We start from the raw sequence: 24,024 nt of genomic DNA, 5'->3' as shown, positions 1-24,024 counted from the left end.
ACAGAAAGAGAAAAGAGAATGAACAAGTTTAAGGGTGTTGTCCCCCCGGTCGTCACGCCGCTGAATGCCGACTTTACCGTCGACTATCCGTCCTATACGCGGGTCCTCGAACGTCTGCTGGATGCGGGCTGCCACGGCCTGTTCGTGCTCGGATCGTCGAGCGAGGTGGTGTTTTTCGACAAGGAAACGCGACAGCGGATCATCGAGCATTCTGCGGAGATCGTAAACGGCCGCGTTCCGCTCATCGCCGGCGTGATCGATGCGACGACGGACCTCGTCATCGAACATGCGATAGTCGCGAAGGCCGCCGGTGCGGACGCGGTTGTCGTCACCGCACCGTACTACACCGTCACCAGTCAGGCCGAGATCCTGGACCACTTCCGCTATATCCATGACGCTGTCGACGTGCCGCTGATCGCCTACGACATTCCCGTTTGCGTGCATGCCAAACTGCAGCGTCAGACAACGGTGGCGCTCGCGAAGGAAGGAACCATTGTCGGCCTGAAGGACTCCAGCGGAGACGACGGGAACTTCCGCTATGTGCTGCTGGACCTTGCCGACAACAAGGAGTTCTTCGCGATGACGGGCTCGGAGATCGTGGTCGACAGCGCCCTTCTGATGGGCGCACACGGCGTCGTCCCCGGGATCGCGAATGTCGATCCGCACGGATACGTCCGTCTCTGGGATGCCGCTCAGCGTGGCGATTGGTCGGCGGCACGGAAAGAACAGGAACGTCTGTGCCGTCTCTTCGAAATCGTCTGGGTCGGCAGGAACCGGGTTAGCGGGGGCGCATCGGGCATCGGAGCCTTCAAGGCCGCCATGAAGAGTCTCGGCGTCATCGATACGGCACTGATGCCACGCCCCCGCGCCGCCTTGAACGAAGCGGAAACCGCGAAGATCGATTCCATCCTGCATGCCACAGGCTTGCTTCCGTGATGGAGACCATGATGCCGGTCGTCGATACGATCCTGGAAGTCAGCGGGTTACGAACGGTCTTCCGTCTGCGTTCGGGTGACGTGACGGCGGTCAGTGACATCGACCTGAGCATCGCCGCTGGAGAAACAGTGGCGTTGGTCGGGGAGTCCGGCTCCGGGAAGTCCGTCACCAGCCTGTCGGTGATGCGCCTGTTGACCGAAAAGGTGGGCGTGATCGCCTCCGGCAGCGTCCGGCTGAAACGGAAGAACGATACCGTGGCGGACCTCGTCCGCCTCGGTGAAAGCGAGATGCGGTCGATCCGCGGCGACGATATCGGAATGGTCTTCCAGGAGCCGATGTCCAGCTTGAACCCGGTCTTCACCGTCGGCGACCAGATCGCGGAACCGATCCGAATCCATCGGAATGCAGACCGGAAATCGGCAATGGAGACCGCGGTCGCCCTTCTCGAAATGGTTGGCATTCCGGACGCGCGGCGACGGGCCGGCCAGTATCCTCATGAGCTATCGGGCGGCATGCGGCAGCGGGTGACAATCGCCATGGCATTGGCCTGCGATCCCACTCTGCTGATCGCCGACGAACCGACCACGGCGCTGGACGTCACCATCCAAGCCCAGATCCTGGACCTCCTTCGAAAGCTTCAACGCGAACGCGGGATGGCCATGCTGTTCGTCACGCACAATCTGGGGGTCGTCGCGGAAATTGCTCATCGGGTCGCAGTCATGTATGCGGGGAGGATCGTTGAGACTGGCCCGGTCAGCGAGGTGTTCCGCAGACCGCGTCATCCCTACACGATCGGCCTGCTCGCTTCGATGCCCAGGCTCGGTGATGCGTCCCGTATGAAGCAGGCCGGCGAGCAGCTTGCCGCGATCCCGGGCGTCGTGCCGAGCCTCACGAACATGCCTCCGGGCTGTGCCTTCGAACCGCGTTGCCGCTTCGCTGTCGAAGCATGCCGCCAGGCGATACCACCACTTCTACACGTCAATCCACATCATGGCAGCCGATGCATTCGTTGGGAGGAGTTGTGAGATGGCGGTTCCTCTCCTGTCGGTTCGCAACCTCTCGAAACATTACGACGACCGCGGCTCGAGGCTCACGATCCTCCATGACGTTTCCTTCGAGATCGGCAAGGGCGAAGTCGTCGGTCTCGTCGGCGAGTCCGGTAGCGGCAAGACCACGATCGGACGATCGGTCCTGCGTCTTGTCGAACCGTCCTCCGGAAGCGTCCGCTACGACGGGGTGGAACTGACGACGCTTTCTGCGAAGGAGATGCAGAAGGCCCGGCCGCGCATGCAGTATGTTTTCCAGGACCCGTTCGCAAGTCTTTCGCCACGGATGACCGTGGGGCAGATCCTGACGGAGGGCCTCGGGATCCAGGGGATCGGCAACGCCGCGGAAAGAGTGGCTCGCGCGCGGCAGTCCCTGGAATTGGTCGACCTGCCCGGCGATGCGATGAACCGCTACGCCTATGAATTCTCCGGCGGGCAACGCCAGCGCATCGGCATCGCCCGCGCCTTGACGCTTGCCCCTGAGTTCATCGTCGCCGACGAGCCGGTGTCGGCGCTCGACGTTTCGATCCAGGCCCAGGTCATCAACCTGCTCCGAGACCTGCAACAGCGTCTCGGACTGACCATGCTGTTCATCAGCCATGATCTGGCCGTAGTCGAATACATATGCGATCGCGTGATCGTCCTCTATCTCGGCCGGATCATGGAAATCGCCCGCAGCGAAGAGCTCTACAGCCGTCCGCAGCATCCCTACACGCGCGCGCTGCTGTCCGCGATCCCTACACCCGATGTCGATGCGAAACGCGATCGGCAGATCCTGACGGGCGACATCCCGAGCCCTGCCAACCCGCCAAGCGGCTGCGTGTTCCGGACGCGCTGTCCGAACGTTCTCGCGGAATGCAGTCAGGTGGTTCCAGATCTAAGGGAAACATCACAGGGGCTTTACAAAGCCTGCATCCGCGACGACCTTGATTAAGAAAGTGATACGATGTGACGCCATACGATCGGCGGGGACTGGGCAAACCTCCTCCTGCCGATCGCAGAGGATGACAGCATCGAATTCGTTAAACTCGGCCAAGAAATCTGAATATCTGCTTCTTCGAACGTGGAATTCCTACCTGCATTTCCACAATCGCTTAAGACAGGTTCCGTTGCCGGAGCGCTCACCCCATCGGCGTCGTGAAGACCAGGTCGAGCCGGTCGGCGAGGAAGCGGGTGCGGATGTGTTGGATCGGGGTGTCGGAGGGGTCGACGTCGATCGCTTCGCTGATAAGGATGATGGCGTCGTGGCTGCAGTGCAGGAGTTCGGCATCGGCGGGCGGGACATGCATCGCGCTTACCCTTGTTTCCAGCCGTCGATAATCGCTGAGCCCCGATCGCGCCAAGGCCTGGGTGATCGAGCCGGTTTCGGCATAGGCGGTGACGATCTCCGGGAACCGCTCCGCCGGAAAATGCGAGGTGGATCGCGACAGCGGAACGCCGCCGACCACGGCCAGATGTTCCAGCCTGAAGAGCGGCGCGCCGGGTGAGAGCGAGAGTTTCGCAGCAAGGCCCGCAGACGCCGAAACCTTTTCCGCGCCGATCAACCGCCCCGAGGGCTCGAGCGACTGGCGTGTCATATTTTCCGAAAAGCGCGCGCGCGCGCCGATGGGATAGGTGATGCGCGGCGCAACGGAATTGATGAAGGTGCCGCGGCCGCGCTCTGCCCGCAGGATCCCTTCGGCCGCGAGCATGGCGATCGCCCGGCGCACCGTATGCCGGTTGACGCCGTGGCGTTCGGCGAGCTCCGCTTCCGGCGGCAGTTGCCCGACGAGCGATCCATCGGCGATGCCGCCCCGCAAGGCATCCGCAACCCGCCGCCACCGCGCCACACCGTCATCAAGATCGTTCATCGCATTCTCCGGCAGCCCTGCTGGCTCCGCTCGTCATCACAGTGTCATCGACCACGGTCTATAACACGCCTCAAGACTGGTTGTCTAAACAATTAGACAACTTACGACGAGAGATGCAGATGAGCGGAAATAGACGGAAACGGACACTGGACGCCCTGGCGGCGCTCGATCTCGAAACCCTCCAGAGGCTGCATGACCGCCACCTGTCGGCTGCGCCGCGCGCAGAGGCAGTGCGCGGCCCGGAGGTTGGCCTCGTCATGGTGCGTGGGCGGATCGGCGGAGGCGGCGCGCCCTTCAATCTCGGCGAGGCCAGCGTCACCCGCGCCTCGGTCCGCCTGCCGAGCGGCGAACTCGGCCATGCCGTCATCCTCGGCCGCGACCCCGCCAAGGCCGCGCTCGTCGCGCACTGCGATGCTCTCGGGCAAACGGCGGAGTGGCAGAGGGTGGTCGATGCGCAAATTGTCGCCCCCTCCCTGGCGGAGGCGAACGAACGGAGGCGCAAGAGAGCCGAAGAGACCGCCGCGACGCGGGTCGAGTTCTTCACCATGGTTCGGGGAGAAGACGCATGAGCACGTTGCTTGCCGACGGCGGGTTCAAGGATACGGCGTTCTCGGCACAGGCCGTGTTCCGGCGGGTGATGGATGCCTTCTCCAGACCGGGGACGATCGTCTCGCTGGACGGGTTCTGCGCGCCCCCGCCCCGTCTCGGCATGGCGACCGGCGCGTTCCTCCTGGCGCTTTCCGATTATGATACGCCGGTCTGGCTCGAGGATCCGGATCTGCGTGCGTCCTGCGCCGCCTGGCTCGGCTTCCAGACGGGGGCGCCCCTTGCTTCGGAAGCGGCATCCGCCGCCTTTGCGGTCCTGGCTCCATCCACGCTGTCGGCGCGATGGGCTGCCTTCGCGAAGGGCGAGAGCGCCTATCCGGATCGTTCCACCACTCTGATCCTTCCCGTTTCTGCCTTTGCAGGCGGGCCGTCGCTGATCCTGAAAGGGCCGGGCATCGAGCATCAGGTGCGGATCGCGCCCCTGGGGCTCGTTCCGGATTTCGTCGCGGCGCAGGCCGCCAATCGCGCGCTCTTCCCGCTTGGGCACGATCTCCTTCTGACCTGCGGCGGGCAGGCGCTGGCATTGCCGCGCACGACCATGATCGAGGAGGGTTGATCCATGTATGTTGCCGTGAAGGGTGGCGAAGCCGCCATCGAGGAGGCCCATCGTCTTCTCGCCGATCGTCGGCGAGGGGATCGCGACGTCCCCGCGCTCTCCATCGACCAGATCGCCGGGCAGCTGTCGCTTGCCGTCGATCGGGTGATGGCCGAGGGGTCGCTGTTCGATCCGGCGCTGGCCGCCATGGCTGTCCGCCAGGCGCGGGGGGATCTCATCGAGGCGATCTTCCTCGTGCGGGCCTATCGTACAACCTTGCCGCGCTTCGGCGCCAGCACGCCGGTCGATACGGCCGCGATGCATATCGAACGGCGGATCTCCGCCACCTACAAGGACCTTCCCGGCGGACAGCTGCTCGGCCCGACCTTCGATTATACCCATCGCCTGATCGACCCGGACATGGCTGGCGACCATCCCGTCGCCCCGCCGAACCGGCGGCCGGTCGAGGCGCAGGAGGCGGCGCCGCGCGTCACCGATCTGCTCGATGCAGAAGGGCTGATCGAACCCGACCGCCCTTCCGATGCGCAGCCCGGCGACCTCACCCGCGATCCCGTCGATTTTCCCGTCGGGCGCGACCTGCGCCTTCAGGCGCTGGCCCGCGGCGACGAAGGGTTTCTGCTGGCACTCGGCTATTCCACCCAGCGCGGCTATGGCCGGACCCATCCCTTCGTCGGCGAAATCCGCATCGGTCTCGTCGATCTCGAAATCGAAGTCCCGGAACTGGGCTTTTCGGTGGTCATCGGCGAAGTCCGGGTGACCGAATGCCAGATGGTGTCGCAGTTCAAGGGCACGTCGGGCGAGGGCCCGCGCTTTACCCGCGGCTATGGCCTCGTCTTCGGCCAGTCCGAGCGCAAGGCCATGGCCATGAGCCTCGTCGACCGCGCGTTGCGCGCCGACGAGTTCGACGAGCAGCGGCTGGCGCCGGCCCAGGACGAGGAATTCGTCATTGCTCATTGTGACAATGTCCAGGCGACCGGCTTCGTCGAACATCTCAAGCTCCCCCACTATGTCGACTTCCACGCCGAACTCGACCTGTTGCGCCGGCTCCGTGCGGCGGCCGCTCATGAAACGGGCGACGATCTCGATCCTGTCCAGCAGGAGGCCGCGGAATGACCCTTCCCGCCTATAACTTCGCTTATCTCGACGAACAGACCAAGCGCATGATCCGCCGCGCGATCCTGAAAGCGATCGCCATTCCCGGCTATCAGGTGCCCTTCGCCTCGCGCGAAATGCCGATGCCCTATGGCTGGGGTACGGGCGGCGTTCAGGTGACGGCCGCCATTCTCGGCCCGGAGGATGTGCTGAAGGTGATCGACCAGGGGGCGGACGACACCACCAACGCCGTCTCGATCCGCGCCTTCTTCGCCAAGACCGCCGGCGTCGAGACGACGACGCGGACCGAGGCGGCGACGATCATCCAGACCCGGCACCGCATCCCCGAGACTCCGCTGAAGGAAGGCCAGACACTGGTCTACCAGGTGCCGATCCCCGAACCGCTGCGCTTCCTCGAACCGCGGGAGACCGAGACGCGGGTCATGCACGGGCTCGAGGAATATGGCCTTATCCATGTGAAGCTCTATGAGGACATCGCCCAGCACGGCCATATCGCAACCTCCTATGCCTATCCGGTCAAGGTCGAGGGGCGCTATGTGATGGATCCCTCCCCCATCCCCAAATTCGACAATCCAAAGATGAGCGACAATCCGGCGCTGCAGCTTTTCGGCGCCGGGCGGGAAAAGCGCATCTATGCGCTGCCACCCTTCACCAAAGTGGTCAGCCTCGATTTCGAGGATCACCCCTTTGCCGTCCAGCGCTTCTCGCAGCGCTGCGCGCTCTGCGACGCGGCCGGCGTGTACCTGGACGAGGTGGTCACCGACGATCGCGGCGGGCGAATGTTCGTCTGCTCCGACACCGATCATTGCGAAACCCGCCGCGCAGACGGCCATCACGGCGCGGAGCTGCCTCAGTCCGAAAGCCGTCCCTTGGAGGTCCGGCCATGAGCGAGCCCATCCTGTCCGTTCGCGCTCTCGAACACCGCTATGGCAGCTTCATCGGCTGCACGGGCATTGATTTCGATGTCCATCCCGGCGAGGTCATGGCGATCGTCGGGGAATCGGGCTCCGGCAAGACGACTCTGCTCAACTGCATGTCCGGCCGGCTGATGCCCACGAGCGGGATCGTGCAGTATCGGATGCGCGACGGTCGCTTCGCCGACCTTGCCGCGCTTGGCGAAGCGGAACGCCGCTTCCTGATGCGCACCGACTGGGGCTTCGTGCACCAGAACCCGGCCGACGGGCTGCGCATGCGGGTCTCTGCCGGCGCCAATGTCGGCGAGCGGCTGATGGCGGTAGGCGAGCGGCATTACGGCGCCCTTCGCCAGACGGCGATCGACTGGCTCGGCCGGGTGGAGATCGCCGCCGAGCGGATCGACGATCAGCCGGTCGCCTTCTCGGGCGGCATGCGCCAGCGCCTGCAGATCGCGCGCAACCTCGTCACCCGGCCGCGGCTGATCTTCATGGACGAGCCGACCGGCGGTCTCGATGTCTCCGTCCAGGCGCGCGTGCTCGATCTCCTGCGCACCCTCGTCGCCGATCTCGGCCTGTCCGTCATTCTCGTCACCCACGACCTCGCCGTCGCGCGCCTCCTGTCGCAGCGCATGATCGTGATGAAGAGCGGGCGCATCGTGGAAGCAGGCCTGACCGACCGGGTGCTGGACGATCCGCATCACGCCTATACCCAACTTCTCGTCGCCTCGATCCCGGAGAGCTGAACCATGTCGTCTCCCGTCCTTCCCATGCCGGACGATGCCGTGCTCAGCCTGCGCGATGTCGCCAAATCCTTCACCATGCATCTGCGCGGCGGCCTGCGGCTGCCGGTTGTCGATCATGTCGCCTTCGATCTCTCGGCCGGTGAGTGCGTCGTCCTCGGCGGCCCCTCCGGCATCGGCAAGTCCTCGATCCTGCGCATGGTCTACGGCAACTATGCCATCGACCGCGGCGCGATCCTGATCCGTGACGGCGCCGGCGCGCCGCGCGATCTCGGCGCCGGCGATCCGCATCTCGTCCTGTCCCTGAGGCAGTCGTCGATCGGCTATGTCAGCCAGTTCCTGCGCGCCGTTCCGCGCGTGGCCGCCCTCGATGTGGTGGCGGAACCGCTGGTCGCACGCGGCGTGGACCGGGAGAAGGCGCGGGCGCGGGCCGCCACGCTGCTGCACCGCCTGCACCTGCCCGAGCCGCTGTTCTCGCTGCCGCCAGCCACCTTCTCGGGCGGTGAGAGGCAGCGCGTCAACATCGCACGCGGCTTCATCACCGACCACCCGATCCTGCTCCTCGACGAGCCGACGGCGTCGCTCGACCCGGTCAATCGCGATGTGGTCATCGCAATGATCCGCGAGAAGCTCGCCTTGGGCACGGCGATCCTCGGCATCTTCCACGACCAGCCGGTGCGCGATGCGGTGGCGACCCGCACCATCGACGTCTCCGCCTTTTCCGCCCGGAGGGCTGCATGATGCCGAAGCTCAGCGCGTTTAAACCCCATGTCGACGCGACAGCGGAAATCAGCCAGTCGACGCTCGGTCGCTTCACCGAAGTGGCGTCCGGCGCACGCCTCTCCGAGACCGAACTCGGCGACTATTCCTACGTGATGGAGGACTGCGCGATCTGGTGTGCCACGATCGGCAAGTTCGCCAACATCGCCTCCGCGGTGCGCATCAACGCCCCCAACCATCCAACCTGGCGGGCGACGCTGCATCATTTCACCTATCGTGCCGCGGACTATTTCGACGGCGCAGAAAACGAGGCTGAGTTCTTCGAGTGGCGGCGGGCGCGGCGGGTGGTGATCGGGCATGATGTCTGGATCGGCCATGGTGCAACCGTGCTGTCCGGCGTCACGATCGGCAATGGCGCGGTGATCGGGGCCGACGCCGTCGTCTCCCGCGATGTCGCGCCCTATACGATCGTCGGCGGCGTGCCGGCCCGGCTGATCAAGCCGCGCTTTCCCGCAGCGCTCGGCGCGCGCATGGACCGGCTCGCCTGGTGGGACTGGCCGCATGACGCGCTCGAACGGGCTCTCGCCGATTTCCGCACCCTGTCGGCGGAAGCCTTCGTCGACCGCCATGACAGCGCAGATGTCATCGAACCGTTACCCAACCTTCATCATGCCGTGAGGAACGGCGCGACAATAGCCGGAAACGAGGGGGATGCCGCATGAGTGCGATCGCTGTTTCCGGTCTGTCGAAGACCTATGGTCATACGCAGGCTCTCAAGGCCGTCAGCCTGGAGCTCGAACGCGGCGAGATGGTGGCGCTGATCGGCGCCTCCGGCTCCGGCAAGAGCACGCTGATCCGCCATATCGCCGGGCTCGAAGCGGCCGATCAGGGGAGCGGGCGGATCACCATTCTGGATGAGCTGACGCAGAGCGGCGGCCGTTTCATCCGCCGGGCGCGGCGTGGCCGCGTTGCGGTCATCTTCCAGCAATTCAATCTCGTCGGCCGCCTCTCGGTGCTGACCAACGTGCTCATCGGTCATCTCGGCCGCTGCCCGCGCTGGCGGGGCACCTTCGGCCTGTTCAACCGGGTGGAGAAGGACAGCGCGCAGGCCGCGCTCGCCCGGGTCGGCATTCCCCAGGTCGCCGCCCAGCGCGCCTCGACCTTGTCGGGCGGGCAGCAGCAGCGCGCGGCCATTGCCCGCTGCCTCGTGCAGGAAGCGCAGATCCTGATTGCCGACGAACCGATTTCCGCGCTCGATCCATCGGCCGCGCGGCGGGTGATGGATGTGCTCTCCGACATCAACGTGAAAGACGGCATCACCGTGCTCGTCTCGCTCCACCAGGTCGAATATGCGCGGCGCTATTGCCGGCGCACCATCGCCATGCGGGACGGCGCGATCGTCTATGACGGCCCCTCGACCGCGCTTTCCAACAGCTTCCTGGCCGAGCTCTACGGCGCCGCCTCGGAAGAACTCGTTCTGCCGGATGGACCGGCGGATCTGTCGGCCCCTGCCACGGCAGGACCGAAGCAGCTGCAGCCGGGGCTGATCCCGGCCTGAGACCAACGACACCACCGGAGACGAAAATGAACGCGATCCTGAAAAGCATGGCGGCGATGTCCGTCGCCCTCACCCTGTCCTCGGCGGCGCTCGCGGAGGAGACCCTGAACTTCGGCATCATCTCGACCGAGAGCCAGCAGAACCTGAAGACGAGCTGGCAGCCGCTGCTCGACGACATGAAGGCCAAGACCGGCCTCGATGTGAAGCCTTTCTTCGCCTCCGACTATGCCGGCATCATCGAAGGCATGCGCTTCAACAAGGTGCAGGTCGCCTGGTATGGCAACAAGTCGGCCATGGAAGCGGTCGACCGCGCCGATGGCGAGATCTTCGTACAGAGCGTGCCGAAGGGCGGCGAGCCGGGCTACTGGTCGGTGATCCTCGTGCCCAAGGACAGCCCGATCCAGACGGTCGACGAGCTCCTGACCTGCGACAAGACCAAGAGCTTCGGTCTCGGCGACGTCAATTCGACCTCCGGCTATCTCGTGCCGATGACCTTCGTGTTCGGCAACCGCGGCATCGATCCCAAGACCTGCTTCAAGACGGTCACCAATGCCAATCACGAGACCAACGCGCTCGCGGTCGCCAACCGTCAGGTGGATGCCGCCGCCAACAACACCGAGAACATGGCGCTGATCAAGCAGAACAACCCGGCCGCCTTCGAGAAGGTCCGCGAGATCTGGCGCTCGCCGCTGATCCCGTCCGACCCGATCGTCTGGCGCAAGGATCTGCCGGATGCCACCAAGACCAAGATCCGCGACTTCTTCCTGACCTACGGCACCGAAAAGTCGACCGGTGACGTGGCCAAGGAAAAGGAAATCCTGGCCGGGCTGAAATGGGCGCCCTTCCGCGCCTCCGACGACCGCCAGCTCCTGCCGATCCGGGTCATGGAAGTGTCGAAGTCGATCGCAAAGATCAATGCCGACGCGACGCTCACCGCCGAGGCCAAGGCCGAACAGCTGAAGCCGCTCAACGAGAAGAAGGCCGCCTACGAGGCCGAACTCGCCGCAGCCACCAAGGGCTGATTTGACGGAGGCGGCGGGGAGGCCCCTTGCCTCCCCGCCCTGCCGCCGATCAGCGATCCCAACCGGAGCCGATGCCATGAGCCACGCGACCCTGACCCATGCCGAAGCGGCCAGCCGGACCCGGGCCTCCCGCTCCAGTGTGCGAAACCTGCTTCTGCTCGCCGGGCTGCTCGCAGCCCTTGGCCTTAGCTGGGGACCGGCGGAAATGAGCCGCTGGACCTATCTTTTCACCGATTCCGGCAACATGGCCGATTATGCCAGCGGCTTCCTGCAGCCGGATTTCGGCCAGTGGCGCTACTATCTCGAAGAGATGATCGTCACGGTGCAGATCGCGCTGTGGGGCACGGTTCTCGCCATCCTCCTGTCCATTCCGTTCGGCATTCTTTCCGCCCACAACATGGCGCCCTGGTGGATGCTGCAGCCCGTTCGCCGGCTCATGGATTTCTTCCGCGCCATCCATGAGGTCGTCTTCGCCGTGCTCTTCGTCGTCGCCGTCGGCCTTGGCCCCTTTGCGGGTGTCATGGCGCTCTTCGTGCACACGACCGGCATTCTCGCCAAACTCTTCTCCGAAGCGGTAGAGGCGATCGATCCACGCCCTGTGGAGGCCATCCGCACCACCGGCGCCTCGCGCCTGCAGCAGGTAATCTTCGGCGTCATTCCGCAGGTCCTGCCGCTCTGGATCTCGTTTTCCCTTTACCGGCTGGAATCGAACATCCGCTCTGCCACCGTGCTCGGCCTGATCGGCGCCGGCGGAATTGGGCAGGTGATGTTCGAGACCATTCGCGGCTTCTATTATTCGCAGGCCGCCGCCGTCCTCGTCATCGTCGTCATCACCGTCTCGCTGATGGACCTTCTGTCCCAGCAGCTGCGCAAACTCGTCCTGTAGTCCCGTATCCGTCCTTCAAGAGTCGCCCATGTCCGCTGAAACCATCTTCACCAATTGCACGCTCGTCCTGCCCGAGGAGAGCTTCACCGGCAGCCTTCTGGTGCGCGACGGGCGGATTGCCGAGATCGACAGCTCTTCCTCGACCCGCGGCATCGATCTTGGGGGCGATGTTCTGATGCCGGGCTGCGTCGAGCTGCATACCGACCATCTGGAAACCCATTTCCAGCCGCGGCCCAAGGTCCGCTGGAACATGGAGGCCGCTTTGCAGGCCCATGACGGGCAGATCGCGAGCTCGGGCATCACCACGGTCTTCGATGCACTGCGGGTGGGCCTTGACGGCGACACCGAGCTCGGCTCGGCGGACATGGCCGCCATGGCCGAAACCATCTCCGCCGCCGAGGCAGCGGGCCGCCTGCGGGCCGAGCATTTCATTCATCTGCGCTGCGAGGTTTCGGTCCCCGACGTCGTCGAACGGTTCGACGAGATCAGCGGCAACAGCCGCGTCCGGCTTGCCTCGCTGATGGACCATGCGCCGGGCCAGCGTCAGTTCGTCAGCCTGGAGGCCTACAGGATCTATTATCAGGGCAAGAAGAAGCTGTCGGATGTCGAATTCGAGGCCTTCAGCCAGCGCCGACTGGCCGACTCCGCGCTCTATTCCGATCGACACCGCGCGATGCTTGCCGAGCGCTGCCGGGCCGCGGGCATCGCCATCGCCTCGCATGACGATGCGACGGCGGACCACGTGGCGGAGGGTATCACGCTCGGTATCGCGCTCGCCGAATTCCCGACGACACGCGAAGCGGCAACCCTTTCCCGCGCCCATGGCCTGCAGGTGCTGATGGGAGCGCCCAATGTAGTGCGTGGGGGGTCGCATTCCGGCAATGTCTCGGCGCTTGACCTTCTGGCCGACGACGCGCTCGACATCCTCTCCTCCGACTATGTGCCCTTCAGCCTCCTCCAGGCCGTGTTCCTGCTGGCCGAGCGGGGCCTCATGAACCTCCCCGCCGCAGTCGGGCTGGTGACCGCCAATCCAGCGGAAGCTGCCGGGCTCGACGACCGTGGCCGGATCGAAATCGGCCGTCGCGCCGATCTCATCCGCGTGCGGACAACGCCTGACCGTCCGCCGCTCGTCTCAGGCGTCTGGCGCGAGGGAGTGCGGGTCTGCTAGGCTGCGGTGCGACGACGTTTCCGGCAGCGGACGTCATCTTCAGCTTACGAGGGTGCTTGCCGGAACCAGTTGGGACGCGCATTGTTTAGGGCAGCGCCGTCGCGCGCCTGATGGCCTTCGGCTCTCAGCCTCCCAGCATGGTTCTTCATGACAACGCCGCAGATCCTCGCCTTTGCCGTCATTGCCGCAATGATGGTCGTGTTCATCTGGGATCGGTTCCGCTACGACATCGTCGCCTGCTCCGCCCTCCTCGTTGCCGTCGCCGTCGGGATCGTGCCGGCCGACAAGGCCTTCTCGGGCTTCTCGGACGATATCGTCATCATCGTCGGCAGCGCGCTCGTGGTTAGCGCCGGCGTCGCCCGCTCCGGTGTGGTCGATATCCTGATCAAGAAATTCTTCCCGAACCTGAACACGCTGCATACGCAGCTGGCGCTGCTGATGATCGTGGTCGCGCTCCTCTCCGCCTTCATCAAGAACATCGGCGCCCTGGCGATCATGATGCCGGTCGCCTTCCAGTTCGCCAAGAAATCCGGCGCGTCGCCGTCCAAATATCTGATGCCGATGGCTTTCGCGGCCCTGCTCGGCGGACTGATGACGCAGATCGGCACTTCTCCGAACATTGTCGTTTCCCGGCTGAGACAGGAACTGACGGGCACGCCTTTCACCATGTTCGACTTCACGCCCGTCGGCGGCATGCTGGCGCTGGTCGGCATCTCCTTCCTGCTGTTCTTCCACTGGCTGGTCCCGAGCCGCACCAAGCAGGGCGGTTCGATCGAGGATGCCGTCGAGATCAAGAACTACGTGAGCGAAGTGTCGATCGCCGAGGAGTCGCCGCTGCTCGGCAAGGCCCTGAGCGATCTTCTCAGCCTCGGCGACGGCGAGGTGGTGGCCAGCGCCGTTCTGCGCGGTGCGACCCGCATGGCTCCCTTCCCGGATCTGACGCTGCGGCAGGATGATGTCGTTCTGCTCGAAGGGTCGTCCGCAGCGATCGATCGCGTCGTGTCCGGCGGTTCGCTGAAACTCTCCGGCAAACCGCTGGACAAGACGCCTGAAGGACCGGCGGACCTGACCGCGCTGGAAGCGATCGTCACGCAGGAGTCCCCGCTCGCAGGGTCGTCCGCCAAGGCGCTGGCTCTCTCCTACACGCGCGGCGTCAATCTGATCGCCATCAGCCGACGCGGCGAACGGTTGAAGGAGAGGTTGGGCAGCCTGACAATCGCGCCGGGCGATGTTCTCGTTCTCCAGGGCAGCCCCGCCAGCCTGACGACGATCCTGCAGGATCTCTCGCTGCTGCCCCTTGCCCAGCGCGAGGTTCTGCTCGGCACACAGCGCCGCGCCTTCATCCCGCTCATCATCCTGGCGCTTGCCATGGCGGCAACGGCCGTCGGTATCGCGCCCGTCTCGGTCGCCTTCTTCGCCGCGGCGCTCGGCATGGTCATCTTCAAGGCCATTCCGCTGCGCGACATCTATAAATCGGTCGACGGACCGATCCTGATCATGCTCGCGGCTCTCATTCCCGTTTCCGACTCGCTGCGCAGCACCGGCGCGAGCGATCTGATCGCAAGCTGGCTCGGCGGCGTGGCGGCCAGCCTTCCACCCTGGGCGGCGCTTGCGCTCATCCTCATTACCGCCATGGCCGTCACGCCCTTCCTCAACAATGCGGCGACGGTGCTGGTGATGGGGCCGATCGCGGCGACCTTTGCCACCAATCTCGGCTTCCGTCCCGAACCCTTCCTCATGGCCGTCGCCATCGGCGCCGGATCGGACTTCCTGACGCCCGTCGGTCATCAGTGCAACACGCTTGTCTTCGGGCCCGGCGGCTACAAGTTTTCCGATTATCCGCGTCTTGGCCTGCCGCTCTCGCTCATCATCATCCTGGTCTCGATCCCGGCGCTGATGTTCGTCTGGCCGATCCAATAGGTGCATCACACCCTTGATGTCGGCGCATGATCTGCCCGATAGTGGCTCGCAGCAGGCGGAAACAGGCGGGAGGACAGGCGTTGTTTAATCTGTGCACATGGCAGAACGAGCCGCGCATCTGGTCTCTAGAGGACGAGGTTCTGTCGGTCACCACCGACGAAAAGACCGATTTCTGGCGGGAGACGTACTACGGCTTCACCCACGACAACGGCCATTTCTTCGCGGCATCCTGGGAGGGGGACTTCACCGCGAGCCTGCGGATCCAGGCGTGCTATGAGGCGCTCTACGACCAGGCAGAGATCATGCTGCGCATCGATGAGACGCGGTGGATCAAGGCGGGGATCGAGCTATCGGATGGCAGCGCCTGCATCGGCAGCGTGCTGACGCTGGGACGTTCCGACTGGACGTCGACCCCCTACCAAGGCGATCCATCAGACTTCTTCCTGCGTGTCACGGTATCGCAAGGCGTCCTGCGCCTGCAGTGCTCTCCGGACGGGAAGCGCTGGCCGCTTTTGCGCCTCTGCCCCTTCCCTGTCGCCGCGCACTATCAGGTCGGGCCGATGTGCTGCACGCCGGAACGCGCGGGCCTCGACGTTCGCTTCTCGCAATTCGAGATCGGACCGCCGCTCGGCAAGGCGCTGCACGACCTGACATAGGGCGCCTCGCCTGAGCGTCGTCCTCACCCCTCAAGCCACCGGCGCATAGTCCATCCTGCGCAGGTTTTCGAGAAGTGACGGGCCTTTTGGCTGCCAGCCAAGCGTCTGCTTCGTCCAGGCGCCGGATGCGGCGAAGTTCGCCGCAGCGAACATCGCGAACCAGCCGAAATGCGTGCGGGCCTCATCCGGCGAAAGAGAAACGGCCGGCAGCCCCATGCCGGCGGCCACGACCTCGGCGATTTCGCGCAGCGCGACCCCTTCCTCCGCCACCGCATGGTAGCGCGCCCCCGGCGCCGCGCGTTCGAGTGCGCTGACATAAAGCCGTGCGACATCCTCGACCGGAGCGGCCGCGAAACGGTTGGCTCCGTCCGCGATATAGGCCACCGTGCCCTTCTCCCGCGCCAAATCGATGTATGGCGTAATCAGGCCCTGCTTGACCGGATCATGAACCTGCGGAAGGCGCACGACACCGAGATTGACGCCGGCGTCCAGCAGATCCTGACCTGCCAGCTCGGAGGCGACGCGGGGCATGCTGTGCGACCGGTTGAAGACCTCCTCCCGCGCCAGACTGCCGTCCCCCGGGTCGCCCATGCCCACGCCGGACGTGATCAGGATCGGCCGGCTGGAGCCGCGCAAGACCGCGCCAAGGGCGGAAATCACACGGCGGTCCTTTTCGCAATTGGCGGCGAAATTGACGAATTCGTGGTCGAAGGCCGTGTGGATGACGGCATCCGCCTGCTCCGCGCCGCGCGCAAGCGCCGCAGGATCTTCGAGCGTCGCGGAATAGGGCGTCACGCCCCGCTTGGCCAGGCGGCGAGCCCCCTCTTCGGACCGTGTCGATCCCGTCACCTGATGCCCCGCTTCGAGCAACTGGTCGATGACGCGCGAGCCGATAAAGCCGGTCGCGCCGGTCAGATAAACATGCATGACTGATCTCCTGTCTTGACGGAGATCACCTCGCACTGTCACTCTGTTCCATGAAAGACGTGATCTTATCCTAGTATAGGAGCTACCCGTTTGCGTGAGCCTCCCAGCAAGATGAATGCGCTGAGCACCTTCCTGCGGGACCGGCGCAGGCGGCTCGACCCCGCTGCCTTCGGCCTCCCGGCCGAACGGCGGCGCGTGCCGGGCCTGCGGCGGGAGGAAGTCGCCCAGCGCTCCAACATCAGCGCCACCTGGTATACCTGGCTGGAGCAGGGACGTGGCGGCCTGCCTTCCGCCGACGTGCTCGACAGGCTGGCAAAAGGGCTGATGTTGACAGACCCCGAGCGCGATCACCTGCATATCCTCGCCTTCGGCCATCCACCGGAGCAGCGCTATCGCCAGGTCGAGGCTGTCAGCCAGCGTCTCCAGCATGTGCTCGACGCCATGCCCTTGAGCCCCGCCATCATTCGCACCGCGACCTGGGACGTGCTGGCCTGGAACCTTGCGGCGACGGTGGTCCTGACCGATTATTCGAAGCTGCCGCGCGACGGCCGCAACATCCTGCGGCTGATCTTTGCCGACGAGCGGGTCCGCGCCGCGCAGGACGATTGGCGCGCCGTGGCGCGCTACGTCGTCGGCGCCTTCCGGGCCGATGCCGCACGCGCCGGCGCCGGAAGCGAGATCGCGCAGCTCGTCGACGAACTTTGCACCGCAAGCCCCGAGTTCAGGGCGATGTGGGACGACAATGAGGTCACCGGCATCCGAGACGGCATCAAGCGCCTGCATCACGCGACCCTCGGAACGATCGAACTGGAGTTTTCGAGCTTCAGCGTCGAGGGCCGGCCGGACCTGACGATGATGGTCTATCAACCCGTGGCACCCGAGGTTGTGGACCAGATCAGCGCCTTGATCACGCAGAAACGACAGAGCTGAGCCGGCCAAGCGAAACCGCCGTCATCCCCCGCTTTTGGAAAGAACGAAGGCGAGCAGGAAGCCGATTACGGTGATCAGGCCCGCATAGTCATGCGTCTCTTCGAAGGCCTCCGGGATCATCGTATCGGACAGCATTGCCAGGATTGCGCCCGCAGCGAGCGCCGTTGTCGCCGCGATCACATCGGGACTGGTGTTGGCGAAGGCCACATTGCCGAGAAGCGCGGCGAGCCCCGATATGACGGCGATGCCGCCCCAGACGCCGAAGATGTAGCGCGTCGAGCGGCCCGCCTTTCGCATCCCGGCTGCGCTGGCCAGACCTTCGGGAATATTGGAAAGAAAGATCGCAAAGACTGTGACGAGGCTGACATGCGCACCGCTGAGCAGGCTGACCCCGATGACCATGGACTCCGGTATTCCATCGAGCAGCGCACCAACGGCAAGGGCTGCGCCGGACCCTTCCGAAGCATCCTGCTGTTTCTGCTCGGAATGAAATCCCGATCTCTTCCGGTGCCGCGCTCCACGCCGTGACAGATAGAGGTTGGCAGCCGTGTACAGGGCCGCTCCCGCAATGAAGCCGATGGCGGTCGAGTCGAAGCCGCCCCGAGCGAAGGCTTCATCCATCAGTTCGAAGGCAACAGCGGAGATGAGCACACCGGAGCCGAGCGCCATGACGGCTGCGATGACACGTTGCGAAAGCGTCGCCACGAAGGGGATGGCCGCGCCGATGAGAAGCGCAGATCCCCCGACCAGGCCCCAAAGGCCCGCTTGCAGCCAGAGCGGCATGGTCTCTCCTTGCAGTCCGACGAGTGAAACTCAAATCCCTCACCCCTGTTCCACCGTCCGCGCACACCAGCGCCGACGCCGCGGGGTGGGGCAATCATGGGCCGACTTTCGGCGAGGCGCTGCGTGAGACCCCACCTCGTTCGGAACGAGTCGCGTCTTGTCTCGTTTCATGGCGAGAGTATTGCGTTGACGAGGTATTGCGTATGGATCCCAAGCGTTGGGCACGCCCGGTGACGTTCGAGGAGAACGATCGCGGTGGATTTCGAACGATCAGCAGCACCGAGGAGGCGGCTCGCACGCTCCTCGAGCGATGGCCGGTCTTCGGCACCAAAGCCTATCGGGAAGCACGAGAAGTGGCACTTGCCGTGCTGATGGGCGAGCGTGAGCCGGAGGATGCCAGAGCCGCCTTTCTTGCGGCCGCGACGGATGCCAAGCTCTATGTCCGGCGGGGATAGACGGTCTCGTGGCTCACCCTCGGGAAATTCCTGTCAGCGACACGTCCTCCCGAATGCAGAGCACCCTGACCGCTTCCGCCTCCCGCCGCAGGCGATCCTTGTCCGCGTCGATGACGAGGGCCGCCTCGGCGCGGTTGAGCGCTTCTGCGGAGTGGCGATGCGCCTCGGCACGAACCTCACGATTGGGAAGGCAGGCGAGCGCCTCGAAGGCTTTCTGAAGCCTGAGACCCACTTCGACGAGGGCCGCGCCGTCGCGCGCGATGGGCATGAACAGATCGTCGAACAGGTCGGCGAGCGCCACCGGTTTGACATGAAGCCGAGGATGCGAAACCTCGGCGTCCGCCGGCGCAAGATTGCCGGCATGCTGGACGAGCAGCCGGAGCGCCCGCGAGATCACATCGATGGCCGTCCCTGGATCGTTGACGGCCGGAGACAGAGCCCGGGAGGCGATCTCGGTCAGCACCGAGGCCCCGAACCGCGGATCCTGATCGAAGGAGCGAACATGGGCGAGAGAGAATGAGGCGGCGATGCGGTCGCATACTTCCTTGCTTACTGAACGGCTGGTCAGGCCGACAGGCATGTTCGGCGAAACGAGCGTGCCGGCAATCGCCACGACGGCGATGTCGATGTCGAACTCTTCGGCGAGGTTTGATAGAGCGCCTACGTCGACGTGCTGCACATAGCCCACGTGGGGAGCAAATACCGGGGCAGCTGTCGGGCTGTTCCACCCTTGCGCGTCGCGCAGCGGCTGGCCGCCGAGATAGGGCGCGGCTGCCAGCGTCTCCAGCGCGCGGGCCGTGGCCTTTTCCACGCGCTCCGTCGTCTCGGTCACGCTGCCGAGGCGGGACAGGTGATCGATCCAGCGCAGAAGCGTCACGACGACCAGAATGATCACGCCGATGGTCACGAGGAACAGCACGAGCCGACCCGTTTCCCCATAGGCGCCGGTGGTGAGCGCGATGATGCCGACGAGGCTGAACAGAAACGAGCCGATGAAGGTCGCCAGCACGTTCTGGGTCGTGCTGTCCTCCATGATCAGGCTCGTTGCCCGCGGCGTCACGCTGCTCGATGCTGCGGAATAGGCGGAAACCATCGTGCTCAGCGAAAAGGTCGTCACCGCCAGCATGCTGGAGGCAATGATGCTGAGGATGTTGTCCACCGCATCCGCGCCGATCTGGCCAGGGAGCGTGGCCGGAATATACGGGGCCGCGACGGCGGCGAGCAGCGCCGTTGCGACCGCCAGCACGGAAAACAGCGTCGCGCGAAACCAGATCCGCCGTGCGATCTGCGACAGCCACCACGCCCATTTCGATCTCATCCCGCCCCTCCTCTCGCTATGAAAACCCCGAGCCCTTCTGCAAACCGATCCGTTCTCGAACCTGTCCCCGCATTCGGCACCATCCCTAAAAAGGCGAATAGGCGCGTGAAAGCGCGGCCGCCTCGAACAATCGACCACCACCTGGGTTCAGAGCTTCGTAGGTCCCGGATCGGTTCGCGACATGCTCGGCGGTCAGATGGTGGCGGATGGCACCGGAAAGGGTGATGAAGCTCTTCTGCCAGGGGCGGACGGGGCGCTCGTGCACGACACCCTCGAAGAGAATCTCTCGGCGGTTCAGGCGATACTGGATATCCGGATAAAGGTCCGTCAGGCGCCCTTCGACCAGGTTTTCCCGCGGCAGGCCGACTGACACTGCGCCCTGCTGATCGGCGAGCGCGGCGAAGCGGCCAAGCCGAGACCCGAGACCGTCCGACAGGCTTTCGTCGGCATCGAGCTGCAGCACCCAGGGGCTTGCGCAGTGCGCCTGCAGGGCATTGCGCTGTGCAGCGAAATTGCCCTCGAGCGGACGGGACAGGACCGCCACGAACGCGTCGCGGATCGCGGGCGTGGTCGCCGGACGATCGACGAGAACGACGAGTTCCCGCGCCCAGGAGCGCATGTCTCCTGCCCGATCGAGCACCGTCGCCAGCTCCCTCTCGCTGCATATGACGCCAACCGATACTGGCGTCGGCGCCAGCGCCGCAAGAGGAAGGAGGCGCGCGCGGGCGGCGAGGTCCGCATGGGGCATTTCGAGGCCCTCGGCCTGGGCCGCATCGGCCGGCAGCGCTGCAAGGTCGAACCGGCTGGCAAGCGTTCGCAGCGTGTAGAGATCGAACCCTACAGGGTCATTCAGGGACGGCTCTATCACGTCGCAGGACATGAGCCGTTGGAAGAAGGCGTTCGCCGCCTCATCATTCCGGCTATTCTCATCGAGGAGCAGACCACAATGCGAGCAGACATAGGCGAAGTGGCGTCGTCCATCGCCGTGACGCAGGCTCCGCGCGGTCGGCTGAAGACCCCGCGCGCGGCAGAGCGGGCAGCGTCCGGAGAGCTGCGGCGTGTCATCCGGCCCCATCACCGGACCGGCGGATCAAGCGGGTGGAGAACGAGACGGCCGGCCTCGTGAGCGGCCTGAAACCAGGCTCGCTCCGCAGCCCAGGCATGGCCGTCCCAGCCTGCAAAACCGAAGCCGAAGACATGCGGCACGCCACCGGGATCGGCTTCCAGCACGCGGAACGTGTAGAGATAACCGGAGCTGAGCGCCGCCCGCGCGTCGCCGCCTTGGTCCGTCAGCGCCGTGCGGGCTCGCTCCTCCGTCTCCTCGTCGATCCAGCCGATCACCTTGCCCAGCGGCGCGAGGCGCGCGATCAGGCCATGCGCATGGCATTCGTCCGCCGGCTTGGTCGAGGGTGGGAAAACGAGCGTGATCTGCGCGGCATCCTGCACGGCGCGCCGCGCGACGAAGCCCGGATCCGCCAGCCATTCGGCCGGCTGGCCGCCGCGGCTGACCAGCACCAGCTCATTCGTCCGCGCGCCGGCCGTCGCCCCGAGGCCTGCGGTGTTGTTGAAGCGGACCACATGATCGTAGGCGTCGAGTTCGAAGCTCGTGCCGTCGAACTCCGGAGCATTGCCGATAATGGCAGTGCGTCTCATTGTGTGCTCCCGTCTAGTCTACTGCTCGCTGCCGCGTTCGCGATGGCTTTCCGATAGAGCGCCACCGTCTGCTCGCCCAGCGTGGCGCGGGTAAACGTGCCAGCCGCCTCCAGCGCCTGCCTGCGGACCTGGCTGCGCAGCTCTTCGGACTGGAGCAGGCGCCGCAGCTGTTGCGCAATGCTTGGCGCGTCCGTCCGCTCGGCCAGCAGGCCCGCGCCGGTCTTGCCGATAAAGGCGCGCGCGCTCGGATCCTCCGCCGAGGCGACGACCGGCCGGCCGAAGGCGATCGCCTCCTGGTAGACAAGGCCGAAGCTTTCATAGCGGGAGGGAGCGGCGACGAAATGGGCGGCCTCGTAAAGGTCGAACAGCACGCCGTCCGGCTGGCGCCCGAGAGGGTTTAGGTGGCGACGCGTGGCGGGATCGAGGTTGGCGGGCAGATCGGCCTCGGGGACTCCCAGAAGGGCGACGCGGAAATCCGGAAGCTCGGCGCGCTCCACGAGCGGAGCGAGAAGTCCGACAGCCTCCACAAGCTCGTGAAAGCCTTTCCGCGGTTCGGCCCGGCCGACGAAGAGGATGCTGAGGGGGCCGGCGCCTCTTGGATAAGCCGCGCGCGCAGCCCGCTCCAGAACGGACGAGGCCAGCGAGAGGCCGATCGTTTCATGGGCTTGCTGCCGACCGCCCCGCGCTGCTGCAAGCGCATACAGCGTCTCGATCCGCCGCCCATGCTCGGCGGTGTTCGAGATGAGGGCAGCACTGCCCGCGGCCTGGCGGCGCTCCAAGCGGTCCGCCGCCCAGCTGTCGAACCGGTTGCGGGGCGACTGGGCCGCCTCCCGCGACCAGGCTGCTGGGGTGGAATTGCGGGTGACGAGCGGCAGTCCCGTCCGCCCCGCCAGCAGGACTGCGGGGGCATACCAGTTGGTCGCCTCCACCACGTCGAACGGCGTCTCGGCATGGGCGGCCAGCACCGCATCGCGGAAGCGCAGCGGCGCGGCGAGGTGGCCGAGCGCGGCATACCTGCGCATCCGGCCCAAGCGCGATCGTTGCGGGATCTCGCACCCAACAACTCGAACGCCGTTGGTGACGCCGGTGCCGCTCCGATCACCGGTAAAGACGGTCACGTCACAGCCCTGCATCACGAGGCTTTCGGCAATTTCACGCGCCGCCGTTGAAAGGCCGCTGGGCGAAGGTGGGTAGTCCCAGGCGATCAGGGCCGTGCGCATCATGACTGCAGGAGCTTTTCATAGAGGTCGAGATAATCCTGCGCCATGCGCCGCGCCGTGAACCGCGCTTCGAACCTGGCACGCACGCGGCGGCGATCGAGCTGATCCAGCCGGCCGATCGCGGCAATGGCCTCGTCTTCGCTGTCAACGATGAAGCCGGTGACGCCATGCTCGACCACTTCGGACACCGATCCCCGGTTCCAGGCGATGACCGGCGTGCCGCAGGCCATGGCCTCGATCATGACGAGGCCGAAGGGCTCCGGCCAGTCGATCGGAAAAAGCAGCGCGCTTGCATCGCGCAGCAGGAGATTCTTCGCGGCGTCGTCCACGGGGCCGATATACTCGGCCTCGCCGGAGAGCTGCGGCCGGACATAGGTGTCGAAATAGAGCGGGTTGCCGACGTCGATCGTGCCGGCCAGCCGGATCGGCCGGCCGGCGGCCTTCGCCACACGGATCGCCACATCGGGCCGCTTCTGATCGGTCATCCGCCCGATGAAAGCCAGGTACGGTTGTGGGGTCTCGTTCGGTTCGAAACGGGTCGGATCGACGCCATGGAGGACCACGCCGGCGCGGTTCGAAACAGGCAGCGCCCGCTCCTGCGCCTGCGAAATCGCGGCGACCGGCAGATCGGGGAAAGCCCCGAAAAACAACGCCCGGTCGAGCTCGTCCACCCGCCAGTGGATGGTCGTCAGCGAGGTTCGGCGGCGCGGACCAAGCAGGGCCGCATGGAAGAATTCGCCATGGAAGTGAAGGATGTCGAACGCATCCATGACCTGTCGCAGCTCCTCCATCCGCACCGCTTCGAGTACGGATGGGATGGACGGAGGCACCGTTCCGTGCTGGTTTTCCAGGTACTGCAGGCTCGGCAGCGCGCCGACCTGCGGCACGGGGCATGTGCTGTCCGAAGGGGCGAAGAGGGTGACCGCGCAGCCGAGCTCCTGAAGCCCGACGGAGAGGTCATGGATGACGCGCTCCGTCCCGCCATGGTTGTGCGGCGGCACAGGGAAAATATTTGGAGCAACCTGTGCAACTTTTATGGGCCTACTC

Annotated in this window: 26 protein-coding genes; 18 read left to right on the top strand and 8 right to left on the bottom strand. The window is 65.3% G+C overall.

Annotation, left to right across the window (positions count from 1 at the left end):
* The first annotated feature begins 18 nt into the window (after positions 1-18).
* Genes U8330_RS22340 through U8330_RS22330 form a run of 3 tightly spaced genes read left to right on the top strand, consistent with a single transcriptional unit; the run spans position 19 to position 2,916 of the window.
* Positions 19-936, top strand: coding sequence for a dihydrodipicolinate synthase family protein (locus U8330_RS22340; protein WP_323107806.1), 918 nt, complete (start codon positions 19-21; stop codon positions 934-936).
* A gap of 8 nt (positions 937-944) precedes the next feature.
* Positions 945-1,961 carry an ABC transporter ATP-binding protein gene (locus tag U8330_RS22335; RefSeq protein ID WP_416236955.1) on the top strand — a complete coding sequence of 339 codons (1,017 nt, stop codon included), beginning with the start codon at positions 945-947 and terminating at the stop codon, positions 1,959-1,961.
* A 1-nt stretch (position 1,962) separates the two neighbouring features.
* On the top strand, positions 1,963-2,916 hold the full coding sequence (locus U8330_RS22330; protein WP_323107804.1) for an ABC transporter ATP-binding protein: 954 nt from the start codon (positions 1,963-1,965) through the stop codon (positions 2,914-2,916).
* Between the two features lie 187 nt (positions 2,917-3,103).
* On the opposite strand, the gene phnF is transcribed toward U8330_RS22330, so the two are convergent.
* Positions 3,104-3,832 (bottom strand): phosphonate metabolism transcriptional regulator PhnF, encoded by a 729-nt coding sequence (phnF, locus tag U8330_RS22325; protein WP_323107777.1) that lies wholly within the window; start codon positions 3,830-3,832, stop codon positions 3,104-3,106.
* 119 nt (positions 3,833-3,951) lie between these two features.
* On the opposite strand from phnF, the gene phnG reads away from it, so the two are divergent.
* From phnG to U8330_RS22260, 13 genes are all read left to right on the top strand, one after another.
* Positions 3,952-4,401 carry a phosphonate C-P lyase system protein PhnG gene (phnG, locus tag U8330_RS22320; protein WP_323107776.1) on the top strand — a complete coding sequence of 150 codons (450 nt, stop codon included), beginning with the start codon at positions 3,952-3,954 and terminating at the stop codon, positions 4,399-4,401.
* Positions 4,398-4,994 carry a phosphonate C-P lyase system protein PhnH gene (gene phnH / locus U8330_RS22315; protein ID WP_323107775.1) on the top strand — a complete coding sequence of 199 codons (597 nt, stop codon included), beginning with the start codon at positions 4,398-4,400 and terminating at the stop codon, positions 4,992-4,994. The genes phnG and phnH overlap by 4 nt, the downstream gene beginning before the upstream one ends.
* A gap of 3 nt (positions 4,995-4,997) precedes the next feature.
* Positions 4,998-6,107: a carbon-phosphorus lyase complex subunit PhnI gene (locus U8330_RS22310; protein WP_323107774.1), complete on the top strand. Its 1,110-nt coding sequence runs from the start codon at positions 4,998-5,000 to the stop codon at positions 6,105-6,107.
* A complete protein-coding gene (locus U8330_RS22305; RefSeq protein WP_323107773.1) occupies positions 6,104-6,994 on the top strand; it encodes an alpha-D-ribose 1-methylphosphonate 5-phosphate C-P-lyase PhnJ in 891 nt (296 codons plus the stop codon). The genes U8330_RS22310 and U8330_RS22305 overlap by 4 nt, the downstream gene beginning before the upstream one ends.
* Complete coding sequence (gene phnK, locus U8330_RS22300) at positions 6,991-7,764, top strand: phosphonate C-P lyase system protein PhnK (RefSeq protein ID WP_323107772.1); 774 nt, start codon at positions 6,991-6,993, stop codon at positions 7,762-7,764. The genes U8330_RS22305 and phnK overlap by 4 nt, the downstream gene beginning before the upstream one ends.
* 24 nt (positions 7,765-7,788) lie before the next feature.
* Positions 7,789-8,502, top strand: a complete 714-nt coding sequence (phnL, locus tag U8330_RS22295) for a phosphonate C-P lyase system protein PhnL (RefSeq protein ID WP_323107803.1) — start codon at positions 7,789-7,791, stop codon at positions 8,500-8,502.
* Positions 8,502-9,203: an acetyltransferase gene (locus tag U8330_RS22290; protein ID WP_323107802.1), complete on the top strand. Its 702-nt coding sequence runs from the start codon at positions 8,502-8,504 to the stop codon at positions 9,201-9,203. Before phnL ends, U8330_RS22290 begins: the two co-directional genes overlap by 1 nt.
* Entirely contained in the window at positions 9,200-10,039 is an 840-nt protein-coding gene (phnC, locus tag U8330_RS22285) for a phosphonate ABC transporter ATP-binding protein (RefSeq protein ID WP_323107771.1), read from the top strand. The genes U8330_RS22290 and phnC overlap by 4 nt, the downstream gene beginning before the upstream one ends.
* A 26-nt stretch (positions 10,040-10,065) precedes the next feature.
* Positions 10,066-11,061, top strand: coding sequence for a phosphonate ABC transporter substrate-binding protein (gene phnD, locus U8330_RS22280; RefSeq protein WP_323107770.1), 996 nt, complete (start codon positions 10,066-10,068; stop codon positions 11,059-11,061).
* A 76-nt stretch (positions 11,062-11,137) separates the two neighbouring features.
* Positions 11,138-11,947, top strand: a complete 810-nt coding sequence (gene phnE / locus U8330_RS22275; protein WP_323107769.1) for a phosphonate ABC transporter, permease protein PhnE — start codon at positions 11,138-11,140, stop codon at positions 11,945-11,947.
* A 28-nt stretch (positions 11,948-11,975) separates the two neighbouring features.
* Positions 11,976-13,115, top strand: a complete 1,140-nt coding sequence (locus U8330_RS22270) for an alpha-D-ribose 1-methylphosphonate 5-triphosphate diphosphatase (RefSeq protein ID WP_323107768.1) — start codon at positions 11,976-11,978, stop codon at positions 13,113-13,115.
* Between the two features lie 147 nt (positions 13,116-13,262).
* The gene (locus tag U8330_RS22265) at positions 13,263-15,035 is read left to right on the top strand and encodes an SLC13 family permease (protein WP_323107767.1); all 1,773 of its coding nucleotides are present in this window, start codon (positions 13,263-13,265) and stop codon (positions 15,033-15,035) included.
* An 80-nt stretch (positions 15,036-15,115) separates the two neighbouring features.
* Positions 15,116-15,691: a DUF1349 domain-containing protein gene (locus tag U8330_RS22260; RefSeq protein WP_323107766.1), complete on the top strand. Its 576-nt coding sequence runs from the start codon at positions 15,116-15,118 to the stop codon at positions 15,689-15,691.
* A 30-nt stretch (positions 15,692-15,721) separates the two neighbouring features.
* Here U8330_RS22260 and U8330_RS22255 read toward each other — a convergent pair whose 3' ends face one another.
* The gene (locus tag U8330_RS22255) at positions 15,722-16,618 is read right to left on the bottom strand and encodes an SDR family oxidoreductase (RefSeq protein ID WP_323107765.1); all 897 of its coding nucleotides are present in this window, start codon (positions 16,616-16,618) and stop codon (positions 15,722-15,724) included.
* 111 nt (positions 16,619-16,729) lie between these two features.
* Between U8330_RS22255 and U8330_RS22250 the strand changes: the two genes are divergently transcribed.
* Positions 16,730-17,548: a helix-turn-helix transcriptional regulator gene (locus U8330_RS22250; protein ID WP_323107801.1), complete on the top strand. Its 819-nt coding sequence runs from the start codon at positions 16,730-16,732 to the stop codon at positions 17,546-17,548.
* A 21-nt stretch (positions 17,549-17,569) separates the two neighbouring features.
* Here the strand turns inward: U8330_RS22250 and U8330_RS22245 are convergent, their stop codons facing one another.
* Positions 17,570-18,331 carry a ZIP family zinc transporter gene (locus tag U8330_RS22245; RefSeq protein ID WP_323107764.1) on the bottom strand — a complete coding sequence of 254 codons (762 nt, stop codon included), beginning with the start codon at positions 18,329-18,331 and terminating at the stop codon, positions 17,570-17,572.
* Positions 18,332-18,534: 203 nt separating this feature from the next.
* Here U8330_RS22245 and U8330_RS22240 point away from each other — a divergent pair, with 203 nt between their 5' ends.
* Positions 18,535-18,786 (top strand): DUF982 domain-containing protein, encoded by a 252-nt coding sequence (locus U8330_RS22240; protein WP_323107763.1) that lies wholly within the window; start codon positions 18,535-18,537, stop codon positions 18,784-18,786.
* Between the two features lie 13 nt (positions 18,787-18,799).
* Here U8330_RS22240 and U8330_RS22235 read toward each other — a convergent pair whose 3' ends face one another.
* From U8330_RS22235 to U8330_RS22215, 5 genes are all read right to left on the bottom strand, one after another.
* Complete coding sequence (locus tag U8330_RS22235; RefSeq protein WP_323107762.1) at positions 18,800-20,104, bottom strand: DUF2254 domain-containing protein; 1,305 nt, start codon at positions 20,102-20,104, stop codon at positions 18,800-18,802.
* A gap of 85 nt (positions 20,105-20,189) precedes the next feature.
* Positions 20,190-21,179 (bottom strand): hypothetical protein, encoded by a 990-nt coding sequence (locus U8330_RS22230; RefSeq protein ID WP_323107761.1) that lies wholly within the window; start codon positions 21,177-21,179, stop codon positions 20,190-20,192.
* Positions 21,179-21,757: a hypothetical protein gene (locus U8330_RS22225; RefSeq protein WP_323107760.1), complete on the bottom strand. Its 579-nt coding sequence runs from the start codon at positions 21,755-21,757 to the stop codon at positions 21,179-21,181. Before U8330_RS22225 ends, U8330_RS22230 begins: the two co-directional genes overlap by 1 nt.
* The gene (locus U8330_RS22220; protein WP_416236954.1) at positions 21,754-22,980 is read right to left on the bottom strand and encodes a glycosyltransferase family 4 protein; all 1,227 of its coding nucleotides are present in this window, start codon (positions 22,978-22,980) and stop codon (positions 21,754-21,756) included. Before U8330_RS22220 ends, U8330_RS22225 begins: the two co-directional genes overlap by 4 nt.
* Positions 22,977-23,978: a glycosyltransferase family 4 protein gene (locus U8330_RS22215; protein WP_323107759.1), complete on the bottom strand. Its 1,002-nt coding sequence runs from the start codon at positions 23,976-23,978 to the stop codon at positions 22,977-22,979. Before U8330_RS22215 ends, U8330_RS22220 begins: the two co-directional genes overlap by 4 nt.
* Positions 23,979-24,024: the final 46 nt, after the last annotated feature.

The sequence above is a fragment of the Rhizobium sp. CC-YZS058 genome (assembly GCF_034720595.1).
Lineage (GTDB): Bacteria > Pseudomonadota > Alphaproteobacteria > Rhizobiales > Rhizobiaceae > Ferranicluibacter.
Note: the sequence above shows the minus strand (reverse complement) of the source record. Positions and strands in the feature narration are given on the sequence as shown.

What these genes read in the sequence shown, in the direction of transcription:
- U8330_RS22340 (WP_323107806.1), top strand. Translation starts at nt 19, where the DNA reads ATGAACAAGTTTAAGGGTGTTGTCCCCCCGGTCGTCACGCCGCTGAAT.
- U8330_RS22305 (WP_323107773.1), top strand. Translation starts at nt 6,104, where the DNA reads ATGACCCTTCCCGCCTATAACTTCGCTTATCTCGACGAACAGACCAAG.
- phnC (WP_323107771.1), top strand. Translation starts at nt 9,200, where the DNA reads ATGAGTGCGATCGCTGTTTCCGGTCTGTCGAAGACCTATGGTCATACG.
- U8330_RS22255 (WP_323107765.1), bottom strand. Translation starts at nt 16,618, where the DNA reads ATGCATGTTTATCTGACCGGCGCGACCGGCTTTATCGGCTCGCGCGTC.
- U8330_RS22245 (WP_323107764.1), bottom strand. Translation starts at nt 18,331, where the DNA reads ATGCCGCTCTGGCTGCAAGCGGGCCTTTGGGGCCTGGTCGGGGGATCT.
- U8330_RS22290 (WP_323107802.1), top strand. Translation starts at nt 8,502, where the DNA reads ATGCCGAAGCTCAGCGCGTTTAAACCCCATGTCGACGCGACAGCGGAA.
- U8330_RS22230 (WP_323107761.1), bottom strand. Translation starts at nt 21,179, where the DNA reads ATGGGGCCGGATGACACGCCGCAGCTCTCCGGACGCTGCCCGCTCTGC.
- U8330_RS22225 (WP_323107760.1), bottom strand. Translation starts at nt 21,757, where the DNA reads ATGAGACGCACTGCCATTATCGGCAATGCTCCGGAGTTCGACGGCACG.
- U8330_RS22310 (WP_323107774.1), top strand. Translation starts at nt 4,998, where the DNA reads ATGTATGTTGCCGTGAAGGGTGGCGAAGCCGCCATCGAGGAGGCCCAT.
- U8330_RS22330 (WP_323107804.1), top strand. Translation starts at nt 1,963, where the DNA reads ATGGCGGTTCCTCTCCTGTCGGTTCGCAACCTCTCGAAACATTACGAC.
- U8330_RS22265 (WP_323107767.1), top strand. Translation starts at nt 13,263, where the DNA reads ATGACAACGCCGCAGATCCTCGCCTTTGCCGTCATTGCCGCAATGATG.
- U8330_RS22335 (WP_416236955.1), top strand. Translation starts at nt 945, where the DNA reads ATGATGCCGGTCGTCGATACGATCCTGGAAGTCAGCGGGTTACGAACG.
- phnF (WP_323107777.1), bottom strand. Translation starts at nt 3,832, where the DNA reads ATGAACGATCTTGATGACGGTGTGGCGCGGTGGCGGCGGGTTGCGGAT.
- phnE (WP_323107769.1), top strand. Translation starts at nt 11,138, where the DNA reads ATGAGCCACGCGACCCTGACCCATGCCGAAGCGGCCAGCCGGACCCGG.
- U8330_RS22250 (WP_323107801.1), top strand. Translation starts at nt 16,730, where the DNA reads ATGAATGCGCTGAGCACCTTCCTGCGGGACCGGCGCAGGCGGCTCGAC.
- phnD (WP_323107770.1), top strand. Translation starts at nt 10,066, where the DNA reads ATGAACGCGATCCTGAAAAGCATGGCGGCGATGTCCGTCGCCCTCACC.
- phnG (WP_323107776.1), top strand. Translation starts at nt 3,952, where the DNA reads ATGAGCGGAAATAGACGGAAACGGACACTGGACGCCCTGGCGGCGCTC.
- U8330_RS22220 (WP_416236954.1), bottom strand. Translation starts at nt 22,980, where the DNA reads ATGATGCGCACGGCCCTGATCGCCTGGGACTACCCACCTTCGCCCAGC.
- U8330_RS22235 (WP_323107762.1), bottom strand. Translation starts at nt 20,104, where the DNA reads ATGAGATCGAAATGGGCGTGGTGGCTGTCGCAGATCGCACGGCGGATC.
- phnK (WP_323107772.1), top strand. Translation starts at nt 6,991, where the DNA reads ATGAGCGAGCCCATCCTGTCCGTTCGCGCTCTCGAACACCGCTATGGC.
- U8330_RS22270 (WP_323107768.1), top strand. Translation starts at nt 11,976, where the DNA reads ATGTCCGCTGAAACCATCTTCACCAATTGCACGCTCGTCCTGCCCGAG.
- U8330_RS22240 (WP_323107763.1), top strand. Translation starts at nt 18,535, where the DNA reads ATGGATCCCAAGCGTTGGGCACGCCCGGTGACGTTCGAGGAGAACGAT.
- phnH (WP_323107775.1), top strand. Translation starts at nt 4,398, where the DNA reads ATGAGCACGTTGCTTGCCGACGGCGGGTTCAAGGATACGGCGTTCTCG.
- phnL (WP_323107803.1), top strand. Translation starts at nt 7,789, where the DNA reads ATGCCGGACGATGCCGTGCTCAGCCTGCGCGATGTCGCCAAATCCTTC.